At 73.8% G+C, this 17,312-nt stretch carries 18 protein-coding genes; 4 read left to right on the top strand and 14 right to left on the bottom strand.

What is annotated here, in order from left to right; genetic code table 11:
- Nucleotides 1–21: 21 nt before the first annotated feature.
- Entirely contained in the window at nt 22–1,407 is a 1,386-nt protein-coding gene (locus AB0N76_RS12400; protein WP_363556046.1) for a hypothetical protein, read from the bottom strand.
- A 269-nt stretch (nt 1,408–1,676) separates the two neighbouring features.
- Here AB0N76_RS12400 and AB0N76_RS12405 point away from each other — a divergent pair, with 269 nt between their 5' ends.
- Entirely contained in the window at nt 1,677–2,597 is a 921-nt protein-coding gene (locus AB0N76_RS12405; RefSeq protein ID WP_363556048.1) for a hypothetical protein, read from the top strand.
- A 15-nt stretch (nt 2,598–2,612) separates the two neighbouring features.
- On the opposite strand, the gene mutM is transcribed toward AB0N76_RS12405, so the two are convergent.
- From mutM to AB0N76_RS12455, 10 genes are all read right to left on the bottom strand, one after another.
- Complete coding sequence (gene mutM, locus AB0N76_RS12410; protein WP_363556050.1) at nt 2,613–3,491, bottom strand: bifunctional DNA-formamidopyrimidine glycosylase/DNA-(apurinic or apyrimidinic site) lyase; 879 nt, start codon at nt 3,489–3,491, stop codon at nt 2,613–2,615.
- Nucleotides 3,492–3,548: 57 nt separating this feature from the next.
- Nucleotides 3,549–4,337: a ribonuclease III gene (gene rnc / locus AB0N76_RS12415; RefSeq protein ID WP_363556052.1), complete on the bottom strand. Its 789-nt coding sequence runs from the start codon at nt 4,335–4,337 to the stop codon at nt 3,549–3,551.
- Nucleotides 4,338–4,357: 20 nt separating this feature from the next.
- On the bottom strand, nt 4,358–4,531 hold the full coding sequence (gene rpmF, locus AB0N76_RS12420; protein ID WP_030056747.1) for a 50S ribosomal protein L32: 174 nt from the start codon (nt 4,529–4,531) through the stop codon (nt 4,358–4,360).
- A 2-nt stretch (nt 4,532–4,533) separates the two neighbouring features.
- On the bottom strand, nt 4,534–5,178 hold the full coding sequence (locus AB0N76_RS12425; RefSeq protein ID WP_363556054.1) for a DUF177 domain-containing protein: 645 nt from the start codon (nt 5,176–5,178) through the stop codon (nt 4,534–4,536).
- A gap of 141 nt (nt 5,179–5,319) precedes the next feature.
- A complete protein-coding gene (locus AB0N76_RS12430) occupies nt 5,320–6,531 on the bottom strand; it encodes an ATP synthase F0 subunit B (protein ID WP_363556056.1) in 1,212 nt (403 codons plus the stop codon).
- A gap of 200 nt (nt 6,532–6,731) precedes the next feature.
- Nucleotides 6,732–7,223, bottom strand: coding sequence for a pantetheine-phosphate adenylyltransferase (gene coaD, locus AB0N76_RS12435; protein ID WP_363556058.1), 492 nt, complete (start codon nt 7,221–7,223; stop codon nt 6,732–6,734).
- Nucleotides 7,224–7,274: 51 nt separating this feature from the next.
- On the bottom strand, nt 7,275–7,859 hold the full coding sequence (rsmD, locus tag AB0N76_RS12440; protein WP_363556060.1) for a 16S rRNA (guanine(966)-N(2))-methyltransferase RsmD: 585 nt from the start codon (nt 7,857–7,859) through the stop codon (nt 7,275–7,277).
- Nucleotides 7,860–8,007: 148 nt separating this feature from the next.
- Nucleotides 8,008–8,541: a hypothetical protein gene (locus tag AB0N76_RS12445; RefSeq protein ID WP_363556062.1), complete on the bottom strand. Its 534-nt coding sequence runs from the start codon at nt 8,539–8,541 to the stop codon at nt 8,008–8,010.
- A 116-nt stretch (nt 8,542–8,657) separates the two neighbouring features.
- Nucleotides 8,658–10,889, bottom strand: coding sequence for an ATP-dependent DNA helicase RecG (recG, locus tag AB0N76_RS12450; RefSeq protein ID WP_363556064.1), 2,232 nt, complete (start codon nt 10,887–10,889; stop codon nt 8,658–8,660).
- A gap of 62 nt (nt 10,890–10,951) precedes the next feature.
- Entirely contained in the window at nt 10,952–12,634 is a 1,683-nt protein-coding gene (locus AB0N76_RS12455) for a DAK2 domain-containing protein (RefSeq protein ID WP_363556066.1), read from the bottom strand.
- A 284-nt stretch (nt 12,635–12,918) separates the two neighbouring features.
- Here AB0N76_RS12455 and rpmB point away from each other — a divergent pair, with 284 nt between their 5' ends.
- Nucleotides 12,919–13,104, top strand: a complete 186-nt coding sequence (rpmB, locus tag AB0N76_RS12460; protein ID WP_014138233.1) for a 50S ribosomal protein L28 — start codon at nt 12,919–12,921, stop codon at nt 13,102–13,104.
- A 133-nt stretch (nt 13,105–13,237) separates the two neighbouring features.
- Here rpmB and thiD read toward each other — a convergent pair whose 3' ends face one another.
- The 3 genes from thiD to AB0N76_RS12475 form a co-directional block, all read right to left on the bottom strand.
- Nucleotides 13,238–14,035, bottom strand: coding sequence for a bifunctional hydroxymethylpyrimidine kinase/phosphomethylpyrimidine kinase (gene thiD / locus AB0N76_RS12465; RefSeq protein WP_363556068.1), 798 nt, complete (start codon nt 14,033–14,035; stop codon nt 13,238–13,240).
- Nucleotides 14,036–14,053: 18 nt separating this feature from the next.
- Nucleotides 14,054–15,079 carry an ATP-dependent 6-phosphofructokinase gene (locus AB0N76_RS12470; RefSeq protein ID WP_363556070.1) on the bottom strand — a complete coding sequence of 342 codons (1,026 nt, stop codon included), beginning with the start codon at nt 15,077–15,079 and terminating at the stop codon, nt 14,054–14,056.
- Nucleotides 15,080–15,332: 253 nt separating this feature from the next.
- Nucleotides 15,333–16,298 carry a thiamine-phosphate kinase gene (locus AB0N76_RS12475; protein WP_363556072.1) on the bottom strand — a complete coding sequence of 322 codons (966 nt, stop codon included), beginning with the start codon at nt 16,296–16,298 and terminating at the stop codon, nt 15,333–15,335.
- Between the two features lie 219 nt (nt 16,299–16,517).
- On the opposite strand from AB0N76_RS12475, the gene AB0N76_RS12480 reads away from it, so the two are divergent.
- Both AB0N76_RS12480 and AB0N76_RS12485 read left to right on the top strand, forming a co-directional pair.
- On the top strand, nt 16,518–16,751 hold the full coding sequence (locus tag AB0N76_RS12480) for an Lrp/AsnC ligand binding domain-containing protein (protein WP_363556074.1): 234 nt from the start codon (nt 16,518–16,520) through the stop codon (nt 16,749–16,751).
- A gap of 20 nt (nt 16,752–16,771) precedes the next feature.
- The gene (locus AB0N76_RS12485; RefSeq protein WP_363556076.1) at nt 16,772–17,287 is read left to right on the top strand and encodes a DUF3515 domain-containing protein; all 516 of its coding nucleotides are present in this window, start codon (nt 16,772–16,774) and stop codon (nt 17,285–17,287) included.
- Nucleotides 17,288–17,312: the final 25 nt, after the last annotated feature.

Genomic DNA, 17,312 nt, shown 5'->3' on the forward strand with positions numbered 1-17,312 from the left:
TGGGGGGCGGGGCGGCCGGCGTCAGAAGCCGCCGCCGAAATCGCCACCGCCACCGAAGTCGCCGCCACCGCCGAAATCGCCACCGCTGTCGAAGCCGCCGCCGAAGTCGGAGGAGTTGTAGTCGGCACCGGACTGGTCGCCGCCCTCGTAGCCGGCGCCCGCGTCGACCGGGCCGGCCGCGTAGGCCGGGGTGGCCATCATCGAGCCGAGCATGGTGCCGACCAGCAGGCCGGGCAGCAGACCGCCGCCGCCGAAGCCGCCGAAGTAGCCGCCCGCCCAGGGCCCGTAGGCCGGGCCGGCGTTCCAGTACGGCTGCGGGCCGTGCTCGGTCGGGACGGTCCGGATGTCCGGGTCCTGGCCCGCCGCCAGCCGGTCCGCGTCGGCCCGGCAGACCGGGACGGTGCGCGCGGCGCCGCCCGCCGGGGCCCACTCGGCGTCCTGCGTGGACGGGCCGTGCCGCGGGTCGAAGAAGCACGGCGGACGCCGCTCCGGCACCGGCCGCTTCTCCCGCCGGGCCGCCAGCGTGGCCAGCGCGAACCGGCCGTCCTCCAGCGTCTCGGTGACCGGCTTCACGTCCTCCGGCCCCTTGGCCTCGTCCATCAGCCGCTTGGCCCGCTCGTACGAGTCCAGCGCGTGCGTGTAGTCGCCGCGCTGCACGTCGTCGGCGTCCGGCGCGCCCGGGCTGAACTCGAGCCGGTCGAGCTCCTCGCCGTACGCGGTGATGTCCTCGTCGACGACCCGGCGCAGCTGCTCCAGCTCGGCCCGGCGCTGCTCCTCCTTGCGCCGCTTGGCGCGGCGGAAGAGCAGGAAGACGCCGGTGCCGGCGAGCGCCAGCAGGGCCAGCGGGACGACGACCGCCGCGGTGGAGACGCCGCCCGAGTCGCCGTTCACCCCGTGCCCCTTGATCTGCGGGGCGGCGGTGTCGACGAAGTCGTTCAGGGTGGCGTCGATGTCGCCGGAGTGCGAGCGGAACGCGGCGCCGGCGATCCGCTCGGCGCTCGCGCTGGGCAGCGCGGCCTTGTCGGAGCGGGCCTGGAACTGGTCGCCGCGCCAGATCGCGTAGGTGCCGGTGATGCCGACCTTGGTGCGCAGGTCGTCGAAGACGGTGCGGGCTCCGTAGGGGTCGGCGGCCGGGACCACCGCCACGAAGATCGGCTTGTCGGTCTTGCGGATCTTCTCGGTCAGGGCGTCGGCCTGGCTCTGGCCGAACCGGCTCGCCATGGCCGGGTCCACGTACACCCGGCCCTGCTTGAGCGCGGCGGCCGCGTCGTCCAGCCCGCCCGCCGCCGAGGCGGCCGGCGCCAGCAGGAGCAGCAGCCCGAGCAGCGCCGCCACCAGGGCCAGGGCCTGTCCGACCGGTCCTACCGGCCCGGCGCCCCGGGAAGGTCGTCGAGCAAGGGTTCTCATGGCACCGACGCTACCCCCACGGGCCCCGCGGCAGGGCATACCAGCCGGGTACGGTCCGGTCACGGGACCCCCACCGTCCGCCGGGGTGGCTCCCCTTCTCGGGGATGATCTTTGGCCCGGCCGCCCCTGAGGGGGCTCCCCCGGGCGTGCCGACCGTACTCCGCGACCAGGCATAGTGGTGGCCGTACCGCGATCCCATGACCATCTCTTGACCTTTCCCCGCCGCCCCATCCTCCTGCCTCTCCTCCCCTCCTGATCGGAGCACCCGCGTGTTGATCGGCCTCGTCACCGCCGTGGCGGCCTCCGCCTGCTACGGCACCGGTTCGGTCCTCCAGGCCGTCGGATCCCGCCGATCCGCCCGCGAGGAGGCCGCCAAGGGCGCCTCCGCCGGCACCACCACACACGGCGGCCCCAGCCTCTCCTCCACCGCCAAGGCCGCCGTGACCTGGGAGTTCATCCTCGGCACGGTGCTGGACTTCATCGGCTTCGGGCTCGGCGCGCTGGCCGCCCGGCTGCTCCCGCTGTTCCTCTCGCAGACCATCATCAGCGCCAACCTGGTGATCACCGCGGTGCTCTCGATCAAGCTGCTCGGCATCCGCCTCAAGCAGCTGGAGTGGGCCTCGATCGGCGTGCTCTGCTCGGCGCTGGTGCTGCTCGCGGTCTCGGCCGGGCCGGAGGGCGGCCACCACGCCGAGATGGCCTTCCACTGGTGGCTGCTGGCGATCACCACCGTGCTGCTGGTCGGCGGCAGCCTGCTGGTGCGCCGGATGGGCGCCAACGGCGCGATCGTCGCCGGTCTGCTCTCCGGCCTCGGCTTCGGCGCGCTCGGCGTCGGCGTGCGCATCCTGAACGGCGTCGACCCGTTCGACCTCGGCAACCTGCTCTCCGACCCGGCCCTGTACGCGATCCTGGTCGGCGGCATCGGCGGCATGTACGTGCACACCGTGGCCCTGCAGATCGGTTCGGTGAACGGCGCCACCGCCGCCCTGGTGGTCGGCGAGACGGTGCTGCCCGGCGCGGTCGGCGTGCTGTGGCTGGGCGACTCGTCCAAGGACGGGCTGGCCTGGCTCGGCTTCGTCGGCTTCCTGCTCGCGGTGGTCGCGGCGGTCGGCGTCGCCTACTTCGGCCAGGACACCCACGGCGGCCTGCCCGACGCCGAGCACCCGCAGCCGGAACTCGCCGGGAAGTAGCGCCGGCTCGTCCCCTCAGCCCCCGCTGCGCACCCGCGGCACCCGCTGGCAGCGGGGGCAGAAGTAGCTGGACCGGTTCATCCAGGCGGCCCGCCGGATCGGGGTGCCGCAGCGCCGGCAGGGCTCGTGCTCGCGGCCGTAGGCGTCCAGGTCGCGGGAGAAGTAGCCGCTCTCGCCGTTCACGTTGACGTAGAGGCTGTCGAAGCTGGTGCCGCCGACGGCCAGCGCCGCGGTCATCACGTCCCGGGCGTTGGCCAGCAGCAGCAGCGCCTGCGGACGGGTCAGCGTCGCGGTCGGGCGGTCGTAGTGCAGCCGGGAGCGCCAGAGCGCCTCGTCGGCGTAGATGTTGCCGACCCCGCTGATCAGCGTCTGGTCGAGCAGCGCCCGCTTGACGGTGGTGCGCTTGGCCCGCAGCGCGGCCGCGAAGGCGGCGTCGTCGAACCGGGGGTCGAGCGGGTCGCGGGCGATGTGCGCGATGGAGACCGGGGTGCCCTCCGGGTCGCCGTCCTCGGCCTCCTCGACCGCCAGCCCGCCGAAGGTCCGCTGGTCGACGAAGCGCAGCTCGCGCCCGCCGTCGGCGAAGGTCAGCCGCACCCGCAGGTGCGTCTCGTCGGGCACCGAGGGGTCCTGGACGAGCAGCTGGCCGCTCATCCCGAGGTGGCCGATCAGCGAGAATCCCGCCCCGGTGCCGGTGAGCGGCACCCAGAGGTACTTGCCGCGCCGCTGGGCGGTGCCGAGCGTGGTGCCGGTGAGCCGGGCCGCGAAGTCGGCCGCGCCGGCCGGCTGGCGGCGCACCGCGCGCGGGTGCAGCACCTCCACACCGGCGACGGTCCGCCCGGCGACCCAGTTCGCCAGACCTCGGCGGACGACCTCGACCTCGGGGAGTTCGGGCACGGGAACAGGCCTCCTGCGAACGGGACTTCAGTCTGCAGGAGGAAGGCTACCGGGCGTTCAGGAGCCGCTGGGCAGGCGGTCGGCGTACTTCTCCTTGATCGCCCGCCAGGCGCTCTCCGCGGCCTTCTGCTCGGCTTCCTTCTTCGAGCGGCCGACGCCGCTGCCGAAGTCCTCGCCGGCCACCCGGGCCGCCGCGGTGAAGGTCTTCTCGTGGTCCGGACCGGACTCCTCGACCACGTACTCCGGCACTCCGATGCCCACCGAGGCGGTGAGCTCCTGGAGGCTGGTCTTCCAGTCCAGGCCGGCGCCCAGCTGAGAGGACTCCTCGATCAGCGGGTCGAACAGGCGGTGGACGAACTCGGTGGCCGCGTCCAGACCCTGGTCCAGGTAGACGGCGCCGATCACGGCCTCGACGGTGTCGGCGAGGATCGACGACTTGTCGCGGCCGCCGGTGCCCTCCTCGCCCTTGCCGAGCCGGATGAACATGCCGAGCTCCAGGCCGCGGCCCACGTCGGCGAGCGCGCGCGAGTTGACCACCGCGGCGCGCAGCTTGGCGAGCGTGCCCTCCGGGACGTCCGGGTGGACGCGGTAGAGGGTGTCGGTCACCACCAGGCCCAGCACCGAGTCGCCGAGGAACTCCAGGCGCTCGTTGGTGGGCAGACCACCGTTCTCGTACGCGTACGAGCGGTGGGTCAGGGCACGTACCAGAAGGGCGCGCTCAAGTGTGTACCCGAGGCGCCCTTCCAGGACGTCGTATTCGGTCGAAGCCGGCCCGCCGGCCTTTCCGCCGCCCGAAGGAGCCTTCGGTGCGGTGGCCGCCTTGCGGGATGAGTTACCGTCCGACATCGATCCGTACACCCCGCCGATCAGACCGAGAGGACCTGGCGACGGTTGTACGTGCCGCAGCTCGGGCACGCGATGTGGCCCAGCTTCGGCTCGTGGCAGCGGTCGCACGCCACGAGGGCCGGAACGACGGCCTTCCAGTTGGACCGACGGTGGCGCGTGTTGCTGCGCGACATCTTCCGCTTCGGAACAGCCACGGCTACTTCTCCTGGTTCTCGGCGAGACCCTCACGGGTGTCGCTGTTCTTGATCCCGTCACCCTCGTCGCCGGGGGCGGCGGAGAGTCCCTGCAGAGCCGCCCACCGGGGGTCGGCGGCGTCGTGGTGGTGCGCCGGGTCGTCACTCAGGCGCGCTCCGCACTCGGAGCACAGGCCCAGGCAGTCTTCCTGGCACACCGGCTGCAGCGGCAGTGCGAGCACCACCGCGTCACGCAGCACCGGCTGGAGGTCGAAGAAGTCGCCCTCCAGACGGTAAGTCTCTTCTTCCGAGTCCTCGTCGAGGTCCTCGGCTCCGGCGGTCCGGGCGCGGTGGCGCTCATCGGACTCCGGGTAGTAGTACAGCTCCTGGAAGTCGACGTCGAGGTCGAACTCGACGGGCTCCAGGCACCGGACGCACTCGCCCTCGACCGTGGTCTCGGCGGTGCCGGTGACCAGCACGCCCTCGACCACGGACTCCAGGCGGAGCTCCAGCGCGATCTCGCTCTTCTCCGGAACGGCGATCACGCCGATGATCCCGAGGCCCTCGGGAGCCTCCAGGGTGCGGGACACCTTGCGCAGCGAGCCCGGGCGACGGCCGAGCTCGTGCGTGTCGAACACGAGCGGGTCGCGGTGGTCGAGGCGGTTCAAGGTGTCCTGACTTCCTGGAGAAAGACTGATGCGCGGCGCTGCTCATCGGGCGAAGCGCGGGCAGACCGACGGCCCGACACGGAGAGGCCGGAGTGGTCAGACTACCCGAGTCTCCCGCCAGGCCCAACTTCGTGCCCCGGCCTACCTGCCGCCGAGCTCCCGGAGGCGGGTCATGTCGATCATGCTGGTGTCGAAGAAGCTGGTCTCGTCCAGCCCCGCCTGCGTCTGCTGCGGCACCGGGGCCGGCGGGTTGGCCGGCTGCTGCGGGTAACCTCCCCCAGCCTCCGGCCGGGGGTGCCCCCATGCGTCGTACTGCTGCGCGGCGTAGCCCTGCTGCTGGGCCGGGTAGCCGTAGCCGCCGTCCTGCTGCTGACCGTGCTGGCCGTGCTGCCCCTGCTGGCCGCCCTGCTGCTCGTAGCCGCCGTACTGCGCCGCGTACGGGTCCGCGCCCTGGCCGCCGGCCGGGTCGTAGCCGCCGCCGTACACCTCGGCGTACTGGCCGGTGCCCTGCTGCGCGGCCGCGTACTGGTCCGCGCCGGGCGCCTGCCAGCCGGCCGCGGCCGGGGTCTGCTCCGGCCAGGTCTGCTGCTGCGGTACCTCCTCGCGGTACCAGGCGAGCTCGGCGCCGTCCGCGTCGGCGGCGAAGCCGGCGGCGACCGCCTCGGCCCGCTCCTTGGCCTGCTGCGCCTGGTCGGCGGCGGCCAGGTAGGCGCCCAGCTCGTCGATCGGCCGCTTGCCGAGCAGCTTGTCGCGGCCCTTGCCGACCGCCTCCAGGGTCGCGCTGAGCACGTTCTCCAGGGTGTGGAGCTTCACGTCGACGTACTCGTCGACCTCGGGGCTCGGGCTGATCCGCTGCGGCCGGAACTCCTCGCCGTCGCTCTCGCCCTCGTACTCGGCCTCGAAGACGCTCGCGTCGCCGCGCAGCTTGGTCCGGCCGCGGCCGACCGCGCCCAGCGTCTTGGTGAGCACGACCTCGAAGTTGGCCAGCTTGCTGTCCACGTAGTCGTCGGCCTCGGCGCGCTTGCCCTCCACCTCGGCGCGGGCCTCGGCGAGGATCCGGTCCGCCTCGGCCTGGGCCCGGCGGACCACCTCGGTGTCGGAGATCAGCGAGCCGCGCTCGGCGTGCGCGCCCTGGATGATCCGGTCGGCCTCGGCCTGGGCGTCGGCGACCACCGACTCGTGGTCGGCCATCACCGACTGGGCCTGGGCCAGCTCGGCGGGCAGGGACGCCCGCAGGTCCTGGAGCAGGCCGACCAGCTCGGCGCGGTTCACCACACAGGAGGCCGACATGGGCATCGAGCGGGCGTTCTCGACGGCGGCCACGATCTCGTCGACCTTGTTCTGCACGTCCACGGGGCTCCGTCTTTCCGTGTGCCGCCGACGGTCCGGCGGAGGCAGCGCCCGGCGCGGTGGACGTCACCGCAGGGCAGGGATACAGACTGTACGGCCACTGCGGGGCGCGGTCACAACGCCCGGACCGGGCCGCCTCGCCACCTGCCGGACAAACCGTGACGGACCGGCAGAAACGGACCCCCGGTCACCGGCACCCCCCGCTACTGCTGGGCGCTCCGTTCGGCGATCCGCTCGACCAGCCGGCGGTGCACCGTCTCCGGCAGCAGGTGCGAGACGTCGCCGCCGTACGAGGCGACCTCCTTCACCAGCGTCGAGGAGAGGAAGCTGTAGGTCGGCGAGGTCGGCACGAAGAGCGTCTCGACGCCGGTCAGGCCGTGGTTCATCTGGGCCATCTGCAGCTCGTAGTCGAAGTCGCTGACGGCGCGCAGGCCCTTGATGATCGCCGGGATGTCCCGCTCGCGGCAGAAGTCCACCAGCAGCCCGAGGTGCGACTCGACCACCACGTTCCCGTACGGGGCGGTGGTCTCCTCGATCAGCTCGATCCGCTCCTCGATGCTGAACATGCCCTGCTTGTTGCGGTTGACCGCGACCGCGACGTGCACCACGTCGTACAGCTTCGAGGCCCGCTCGATGATGTCGAGGTGGCCGTTGGTGATCGGGTCGAACGATCCGGGGCAGACGGCGCGGCGCATGGCGTTGGTGCTCCCTCAGGGGTGACGAGGACTGCTGCGGGCCTCGGCCCGCTAGGGGTGGCGGCGGGTCTCGGCGGCGGCGCGACCGTACCAGAGCGTGCCCTCGCCGTAGCGGCGGGAGCGCAGCACCTCGAAGCCGTCCGGCCAGCCGAACTCGCCGCCCCGGGTGCTGCGCTCCACGGTGACGAGTGCGTCCTCCGCGAGCCAGCCCCCAGCCGACAGTGTGATCAGCATCTCGCGCAGTTCGTCGTCGGTGACGGCGTACGGCGGATCGAGGAAGACCAGGTCGTACGGGGTCTCCGGGGCCGGCCCGGCGATCACCTTCTCCGCCTTGGCGGCCTGCACCAGCGCGCCCGGCAGGCCGATGGTCCGGACGTTCTCCCGGATCACCCGGGCCGCCTGGGCGTCCGCCTCGACCAGCAGCACGTGCTCGGCGCCGCGCGACAGCGCCTCCAGGCCGACCGCGCCCGATCCGCCGAACAGGTCGAGCATCCGGGCGCCGTGCAGGGTGCCGCGCAGGGCCTCCAGGGTGGAGAACATCGCCTCGCGGGCCTTGTCGGAGGTCGGACGGGTGCCCCGGCCGGGCGGTACGGCCAGCCGGCGGCCGCCGGCCGCCCCGGCGATCACGCGGGTCATGGTGGTGGGTGGTCCTTTCGTCGCTGCCCGACCACGCTATCCCGATCACCACCGCCCCGGTCACCGCAGCGCGCTCGCGCCGGGCGGGCACGGCCCGGCCGGGACACCCCGGCCGGGCCGCACGCGTGCGCTCGGTCGGTCAGGTCGGTCAGCTCGCCTCGGACCCCGCCGCCTGGGCCGGGACGGCCGCGCCGAGCAGCGCCGGCGAGGCGTAGCGGGACCAGGACAGGCAGCCGTCGGGCGGGCAGTACTCGGGGCGGCGCGGGTCGTGCCCGAGCTCGCGCAGCTTGGTCCGGACGGAGTCGGGCGTGCGGCCGAAGCGGGCGGCGATCCGGGCGACGGTGTCGCCCTCGTGGAAGCGCCGGACCAGCTCCTCCTCGTGCTGCGGCACCCAGGGGGCGCCGTGGCCGGGGTAGAGCTCGCGCAGCACGTCGCGGTCGGGGATGGGCTCGGAGACGTCGGCGACGATCGCCAGGGCCCGGAGCGCCCGGTTGAGCGCGATCCGCAGCGAGGCGACGTCCTCGACCGGCAGCCGCAGCTTGCCGGAGGCGAGCGGGGCGGCGGCCGCCCCCTCGCGCCAGCCGGTGAGGGTGAGGGTGACCTCGCGGTCGTCGTCGCTGGCGAGTTCGATCCGGAAGACCTTGTCGCCCAGCGGGAGCTCGTTGAGATGACGGAATGCCATGGCAAAACCCCCAAGTGTCGCGCCAGGAACGCACCTTGGGGGTGCGCCCTGAACACCTTCATTCTCTCCCGGGGGTCTGACAATCGGGCCTGGCCGAAGGCTGCGCAGCGGGACCGTCAGCCCTTCTCCATGTACGCCGCGCGGTCCTCGTCGAGCAGGCTCTCCAGGGCGGTGCGCAGGTCCGGGTGGTCGGCCAGCTCCGGGTCCTCGGCGACCAGCCGGGTGGCCTCGGCCCGGGCGGTCACGATGACCTCCTCGTCCTCCAGCACCGAGAGGACCTTGAGCGAGGACTTCACCCCGGACTGCGCCTGGCCCAGCACATCGCCCTCGCGGCGCTGTTCGAGGTCGATCCGGGACAGCTGGAAGCCGTCCAGGGTGCCCGCCACCGCGTCCAGCCGGGCCCGGGCGGCGCTGCCCGCCGGCATGTCGCTGACCAGCAGGCAGAGGCCGGCGGCGGAGCCGCGCCCGACCCGGCCGCGGAGCTGGTGCAGCTGGGAGACGCCGAACCGGTCCGCGTCCATGATCACCATCGCGGTGGAGTTCGGGACGTTGACGCCGACCTCGATCACCGTGGTGGCGACCAGCACGTCCACCTCGCCGGCCGCGAACCGGCGCATCACCTCGTCCTTGGCCTCCGGCGCCAGGCGGCCGTGCAGGATCTCCACCCGCAGCCCGGCCAGCGGGCCCGTCGCCAGCTTCGCCGCGGTCTCGACGACGGACAGCGGGGGCCGCCGCTCATCGCTCGCCGCGCCTTCGTCCGGTGCGTCGTCGAGCAGCTCCTCCAAGTCCTCCGCGGTCCGGCGCTTCTTCTTCGCCCCCTTCGCGCCGTCCGGCTCCTCGTCACCGATCCGGGGGCAGACCACGTAGGCCTGGTGGCCCTTGGCCACCTCCTCGCGCACCCGCTCCCAGGCCCGTGCCAGGAAGTTGGGCTTCTCGACGGCCGGCACCACATGGGTGGAGATCGGCGAGCGGCCGGCCGGCAGCTGGTCCAGCACCGAGGTCTCCAAGTCCCCGAAGACCGTCATCGCGACCGTGCGCGGGATCGGGGTGGCCGTCATCACCAGCAGGTGCGGCGGCTGCTCGCCCTTGGCGCGCAGCGCGTCCCGCTGCTCGACGCCGAACCGGTGCTGCTCGTCGACCACGACCAGGCCGAGGTCCTGGAACTGCACCTTGTCCTCGATCAGCGCGTGGGTGCCGATCGCCAGGCCGGCGTCCCCGCAGGCCATGTCGAGCAGCGCCTGCCGGCGGGCCGGGACGCCCATCGAGCCGGTGAGCAGCACCACCCGGGTGCCGAGGTCGGAGCCGCCGATCATGCCGCCCTCGGCGAGGTCGCCCATCATCTCGACGATCGACCGGTGGTGCTGCTGGGCCAGCACCTCGGTGGGCGCGAGCAGCACCGCCTGCCCGCCGGCGTCCACCACCGCCAGCATCGCCCGCAGCGCGACCAGGGTCTTCCCGGAGCCGACCTCGCCCTGGAGGAGGCGGTGCATCGGGTGGTCGGTCGCCAGGTCGGCGGCGATCTCGGCGGAGACCTTCCGCTGGCCCTCGGTGAGGGTGAAGGGCAGCCGGGCGTCGAAGGCGTCCAGCAGGCCGTCGGGGCGGGGGCGGCGCGGTTTGGCGGGCAGCGCGGAGTCGGCGGCCCGGCGCTGGGCGAGGGCGACCTGCAGGACGAACGCCTCGTCCCAGCGGAGCCGGTCCTGAGCCCGCTCGCGGTCGGCCTGGCTGCGCGGGCGGTGGACGAGTTCGAGGGCCTCGGGCAGCGGGATGAGGCCGTGCCGCTCGCGCAGTTCGGCGGGCAGCGGCTCGCCGACGTCGGACAGGTGCTTGGTGAGCGCCGTCTCGACGCAGAGCGAGAGCTTCCAGCTGGGCATCTGCGCGCTGGCCGCGTAGACCGGGATGAGCCGGCCGGCGAACTGCCGCGCGGTGTCCGAGTCGGCGTCGGCGTCGAGGAGCTGGTAGTCCGGCGAGACCAGCTGGCGGCTCCGGTTGAAGACGCCGACCTTGCCGGCGAACAGGCCCTGGGAGCCGGGCTTGAGCTCCTTCTGCCGCCAGCCCTGGTTGAAGAAGACCAGCGAGAGCCGGCTGCGGCCGTCGGTGACGACCACCTCCAGCCGGTCGCCCTTGCGGCCGCGGAACGGGATCAGGGTGACCTTCTCGATCCGGGCCAGCACGGTGACGTGCTCGTCGATCTCCAGCTCGTCCAGGCTGGTGAGCTGCCCGCGCTCGGCGTACCGGCGCGGGTAGTGGTGCAGCAGGTCTCCGACCGTGCGCAGCTTGAGGCTGTCGGCGAGCACCTTGGCGGTCCGGTCGCCGACGAGCTTGGTCAGTGGTTCATCGAGAGCGCCCATCAGGGCCCTGTTTACACCACCGGACCGACAAACCGGCCCCGCACGGTGGTGTCAGCCCGCCGTCACTCCACCCCGATGAGCAGCGGCGCCGACTCCTGGCCGCCGTGGAAGACCATCGCGTCCACCTCCGGCCGGTGCCGCCGGGCGTGGCCGACCAGCCGCTCGGCGAGGCCCGCGGGGGCGCCCTCGCCGAGGATCAGGGTGACGAGTTCGCCGCCGGCGCCGAGCATCCGGTCCAGCACGCTCTCGCCGACCTCGGCGAGGCCGGCGCCGATCACCGCGACGTCCCCGTCGATCAGCCCGAGCACGTCGCCGGCCTGGCAGACCCCGGCCATGGTCCAGGACTCGCCCTCGGCGACGGCCAGTTCGGCGTACCGGGTGGCGCCGGCCGCCGAGGTCATGGCGACCACGTCCTCGTCGAAGCGCCGGCCGGCCTCGTGCACGGCGAGCGCGGCCAGGCCCTGGACCGGCGAGCGGGTGGGCAGCACGGCGATCCGGACGCCCTCCTCGCGCAGCTGGTCGGCGGCGGCCCCGGCGGCGGCCCGCAGTTCGGGGTCGTTGAGCAGCAGGACGACCTCCCGGGCGGCGGACCGGCGGACGGCGGCGGCGAGTTCGGCGCTGGCCGGCGGGCGGCCGGGCTCGGCGTGCAGGACGACCGCGCCGGCCTGCTCGCAGAGTTCGGCCAGGCCCGCGCCGGAGACCACCGAGAGCACCGCGCGGGCCGGCCGCGCGGGTTCGCCCCGGTCGGCGGGGGCGCCGGAGCGGGCGGCGGCCTCGGCGAAGTGGGTGATCCGGATCTGGTGCGGGCGCCCGGCCCCGACCCCGGCCTCGACGGCGGCGCCCGCGTCGTCGACGTGGACGTGCACGTTCCACAGGCCGTCGCCGCCGCCGATGACCAGCGAGTCGCCGAGCCCGGCGAGCCGTTCGCGCAGCGCGGGCAGGGCCGCGTCGGGCGCGTCCAGCAGGTAGATCACCTCGAACGCGGGGTGGCCGGGGCCCACGAAGGGTGCATCGCGAAGCGTTTCGAACGAAGGGTGGCGGCGGGTGACGGGTGGGCGGATATGCACCCCGCAGCTCTCCACCACCCTGAGGTCCTCGCCCAACGCGACCGGTCCCATCGGCTGGTGGCCGGCCACCGCGTCGGCGAGCGCGCCGAGGACGGCGACCAGGCCGCGGCCGCCGGCGTCCACCACCCCGTTCTCGGCGAGCACGGCGAGCTGCTCGGGGGTGTGCCGCAGGGCCTCGCGGGCGGCCCGGTAGGCGGTGTCGGCGACCTGACCGAGTCCGTCGCCGGCCCGGGCGGCCTCCCGGGCGGCGGTCCGGGCGACGGTCAGCAGGGTGCCCTCGACCGGTTCGGCGACGGCCTGGTAGGCGGAGTCGGCGGCCCGCTGGAGGGCGGCCCGCAGCTGGTCGGCGCCGCCGCCGGCGGCGAGCGTCTCGGCGGTGCCGCGCAGCCACTGGGCGAGGATCACCCCGGAGTTGCCGCGGGCGCCGACCAAGGCGCCGCGGGCCATCGCCCGGGCGGTCTCGGCGAGGCCGGGCGCCGGGCCGGTGCCCGGGTCGGCGAACCGGCTCTCCACCTCGGCGGCGGCCGACTCGACGGTCAGGTACAGGTTGGTGCCGGTGTCGCCGTCCGGAACGGGGTAGACGTTGAGTGCGTCGATCTCCTCGCGGGCCTGGCCGAGCGCGCGCAGCGCCAGCTGGCACCAGCTGCGCACGGCCGGGGCGTCGAGCGTGTGCAGCACCAGGTCTCCTCCGGAGTGGGACGCCGTGATGGCCTGAATGTGAACGGCGAGGGGTGGTACCCGCAGGTTATCGGGGGCCGGGAGGCGGCGCCGGACGCGGCGGGCGGAGCGATCAACCGGCCGGTCGTGGTAGTTTCGTTGAACGGAAGCAAGCGTTGTATGCTCTTCCGGTTGCCTGGAACAGGTTCAGGCTCACCCCTTGGTCCGGTTCGGTTCACGTGAGTGCTCCGCTGGTCTGGCGGGGTTTTCGAACGTAAATGATCTGAAGTCTTGGAGTGACTCCTGTGGCTGCCAACTGCGACGTCTGCGGCAAGGGGCCGGGCTTCGGCAACAGCATCTCCCACTCGCACCGCCGTACCCCCCGTCGTTGGAACCCCAACATTCAGACGGTGCGCGCTGTGATTGGGCGGACGCCGAAGCGGCTCAACGTCTGCACCTCGTGCATCAAGGCCGGTAAGGTCTCGCGCTGACGCGCAGACCGGCATGCCGGTCCTCCAGTGAGCCGGTTCACCCTCGGGTGGACCGGCTTCCTGTATTCCGGCCTGAACTGGGCGGGCCCTCGGGCCCGCCCAGAGGCATGTCCGCACCCGGCGGGCGGTGCCGTCAGCGCCAGCGCCAGGCGTGGTCGACCGGCCCGATCCCGGCGCCGAGCGCGAAGCCGCCGGCGATCGCGCCGGTGATGTACGCCTTCGCCGAGGCCACCGCCTCGGGCAGCGGTTCGCCCTTGGCCAGGCCGGCCGCGATCGCGCTGGCCAGGGTGCAGCCGGTGCCGTGGGTGTGCCGGTTGTCGTAGCGCGGTGCCCGGTACCAGTGCTCCTCCCCCGGGCCGCCGTACAGCAGATCGGCCGCCTCGCCCTCCAGGTGGCCGCCCTTGACCAGCACCCAGCGCGGCCCGAGGTCGAGCAGCGCCTTGGCGGCGTCCAGCATCTGCGCCTCGGTCCCGACGGTGCGGCCGGTGAGTTGCGTCACCTCGTGCAGGTTGGGCGTGGCGAGGGTGGCGACCGGCAGCAGCTTCTCCCGGACGGTGGCGACGGCCTCGGCGGCGAGCAGCGCGTCCCCGTGCTTGGAGACGCCGACCGGGTCGACCACGACCGGCGCGGTGACGTCGGCGAGCAGTTCGGCGACGGTCTCGACCAGCACGGTGGAGGCCAGCATGCCGGTCTTGACGGCCTGGACACCGATGTCGTCGGCCACACTGCGGAACTGGGCCCGGACGGCCTCGGCGGGCAGCTCCCAGTAGCCCTGGACGCCGAGCGAGTTCTGCGCGGTGACGGCGGTGATCACGCTCATGCCGTGGACGCCGAGGGCCAGCATCGCCTTGAGGTCGGCCTGGATGCCGGCGCCGCCGCCGGAGTCGGAGCCGGCCACGGTCAGGACGCGAGGGGGTGCGGTGGAAACCATGACGCCCAACCTACGCGGTCAGAGCACGGCCTCGGACTCCGCCCAGCGGCCCTCCGGGACGGTCTTGAGCCGGGTCACCGCGTCGGCGATCGGCACCAGCCGGATGTCGTTGCGGCGCAGCGCGGTGAAGTGGCCGAACGCGCCCGCGTGGACGGCCTCCACCGCGTGCCAGCCGAACCGGGTGGCGAGCACCCGGTCCCGGGCGGTCGGGGTGCCGCCGCGCTGGACGTGGCCGAGGATGACCGGGCGGGCCTCCTTGCCGAGCAGGTCCTCCAGCTCGTGGGCGAGCCGGTTGCCGATCCCGCCGAAGGTGCGGTGCCCGAACCGGTCGACGTCGCCGTGGTCGAAGCGCATGGTGCCGGGCATCGGGGAGGCCCCCTCCGCGACCGCGATGATGGCGAACTTCTTGCCGCGGGCGAAGCGGTCCTCGACCATCCGGGCCACCCCCTCGATGTCGAAGGGCTTCTCCGGGATCAGGATGCCGTGCGCGCCGCCCGCCATGCCGGCGGTGAGGGTGATCCAGCCGGTGTGCCGCCCCATCAACTCGACGACCATGACGCGCTGGTGCGACTCGGCGGTGGTCTTGAGCCGGTCGATCGCCTCGGTCGCGACGTGCACGGCGGTGTCGAAGCCGAAGGTGACGTCGGTGGCGTCGATGTCGTTGTCGATCGTCTTCGGGACGCCGACCACCGGCAGTCCGGCCTCGCTGAACAGCCGGGCGGCGGTGAGCGTGCCCTCGCCGCCGATCGCGATCAGCGCGTCGATGCCGATGTCCCGGGCGAGGGTCTTGGCGTTGTCCACCGCCCAGGCGATCCGCTCGCGCTGCACCCGGGCCGAGCCGAGGATGGTGCCGCCGAGGGTCAGCAGGCCGGTGACGTCCTCGTGCGAGACCGGGCGGGTGCGGCCCTCGATCAGGCCGAGGAAGCCGTCCTCGATGCCGAGGATCTCGTCGCCGTGCACATCGGTGCCCCGGTGCACCACGGAGCGGATCACCGCGTTCAGGCCGGGGCAGTCGCCGCCGCTGGTCAGGACACCGATGCGCATGGGGGTGGGCTCTCCCGCTCAGAAGTGGTTCAGACCACAGTGGTCCAGGCCACTCGCGTCGGAGGCGGGCGGTCCGGCTCCCGTCAGCCTACGCGCTCACCCCGTCCGGAGCCGGTTCGCGGGACGCGCCCGGAGCGTCGCGCGCCCCCGTCGCGCGCCCCGTCCGACCCCCGCCCCGCCCCGACGACGAGCCGACCGGGAGCCGTCCAGGAACCGACGGCGCGTCAGCGACGCCCCGTCGCGGCCCGACCGCTCACTCCGCGAAGTGGTCCCAGCCGCCGACCCGGTCCCAGGCCGCGCCGTCCACCGTCACCCGGCCGCCGCGCGCCGCCCGCGCCCGGCCGATCACCTCGCCCACCACCCGCCAGCGGGCCGACAGTTGGACCCCGCGCGGGAAGGTCGCGACGATCGCGTGGTCCTCGCCGCCGGAGAGCACCCAGACCAGCGGGTCGACCCCGACCGCCTGGCCGATGTCCGCCATCTGGGTCGGGACGTCGAAGTCCGCCGCCCGCAGGTCGATGTCCACCCCGCTCGCCCGGGCCACGTGCCCGAGGTCGGCCACCAGGCCGTCGCTCACGTCGATCATCGAGGTGGCGCCCAACTCCGCCCCGGCCGGGCCGGCGTGGTACGGCGGCTCCGGGCGGCGGTGCGCCTCGACGAAGGCCCGCGGCGAGCGGAAGCCGCGCTGCAGGACCGTCAGCCCGGCCGCCGACCAGCCCAGCCAGCCGGTGACCGCGACCACGTCGCCCACCTGGGCACCGGCGCGCGTCACCGGCGCGCGCCCCTGCAGATCCCCGAGCGCCGTGATGGCCAGCGTGATGGTGTCCCCGCGCACCACGTCGCCGCCGACCACCGTCGCCCCGGCCACCTGGCACTCGTCCCGCAGCCCGTCCATCAGCTCGGTGGCCCAGGTGGTCGGCAGGTCGGCCGGCGCCACCAGGCCCAGCAGGATGGCGGTCGGCACCGCGCCCATCGCGGCGACGTCGGCCAGGTTCTGCGCGGCGGCCTTGCGGCCCACGTCGTAGGCGGTGGACCAGTCCCGGCGGAAGTGCCGGTTCTCGATCAGCACGTCCGTGGTGGCCACCACCCGGCCGTCCGGGGCCTTCACCACCGCGGCGTCGTCACCCGGGCCGAGGTCGACCACGTCGGTGAGCGGTACCCGGGCGGTCAGCTCCCTGATGAGTCCGAACTCGCCGAGCTCGCCCACGGTCCCCTGCATCTGCCGTCCTCTCGGTTTCGATCGATCGAGCGCCCGCGTCGTGCGGCCCGGGCGCTTCCGCGCGCAGCGTACGCCCTCCGACGGCGCACAGGTCTCCCCTCCCCGCCCCGCTGCGCGGTAGCGTGGTGATCAGACTGCCGGTGAGCCCGTTTCCACCCCCCGACGCCTGACCGGGCGAGCACGGCGGCGAACCCCGTACCCAGCCGCCGGGAGGTCCCCGTGGTACAGGCCTACATCCTGATTCAGACCGAGGTCGGCAAGGCCAGCGCCGTCGCCGAGTCCATCGCCAAGATCGCCGGGGTCACCCAGGCCGAGGACGTCACCGGCCCCTACGACGTGATCGTCCGGGCCGAGGCCGAGACCGTGGACGACCTGGGCCGCCTGGTCGTCGCGAGCATCCAGAAGATCGAGGGCATCACCCGCACCCTGACCTGTCCGGTGGTCCACCTGTAGGGCGCGACTACCATCGGCGGGTGACCCGAGAACTCCGCGCCCCCCGCTTCCTGGCGGCACTGCCGGCCCCGATCCGCTGGCTGGCGGTGCCGCTCGCGCTGGCCTGCACCGTCGTGGTGCTGCTCGGCAGCTGGGGCACGCCCGAGGAGCGGGTCGAAACCCCCGAGCCCCGCGGCAAGGCCGCCGAGTACTGCCGGGCGCTCGCCGACGCGCTGCCGCGGGAGCTGCTCGGCCACCCGCGCAAGGACCCGGCCACCGCCTCCCCGTACGTCGCCGCCTGGGCCTCCTCGCCGCGCATCGTGCTGCGCTGCGGGGTGCCGCACCCCGAGGGGCTGGTCGAGGAGAAGCAGAAGGAGATCTCCCCGACCATCGACGACGTCACCTGGTGGCCCGAGCCACTGAAGGACGGCGGCTACCGGTTCACCGCGACCCAGCGCGCCGCCTTCGTCGAGGTGACCGTGCCGGGCGGGGCCATGGCCAACCCGCTGGACGCCGCCGCCGCCCTCACCGGCGTGGTGAAGGCGACCATCCCCTAGGCTCCGGCCAGGCGTTGCGCGGAGG

The sequence above is a fragment of the Kitasatospora sp. NPDC093806 genome, from assembly GCF_040683335.1.
Lineage (GTDB): Bacteria > Actinomycetota > Actinomycetes > Streptomycetales > Streptomycetaceae > Kitasatospora.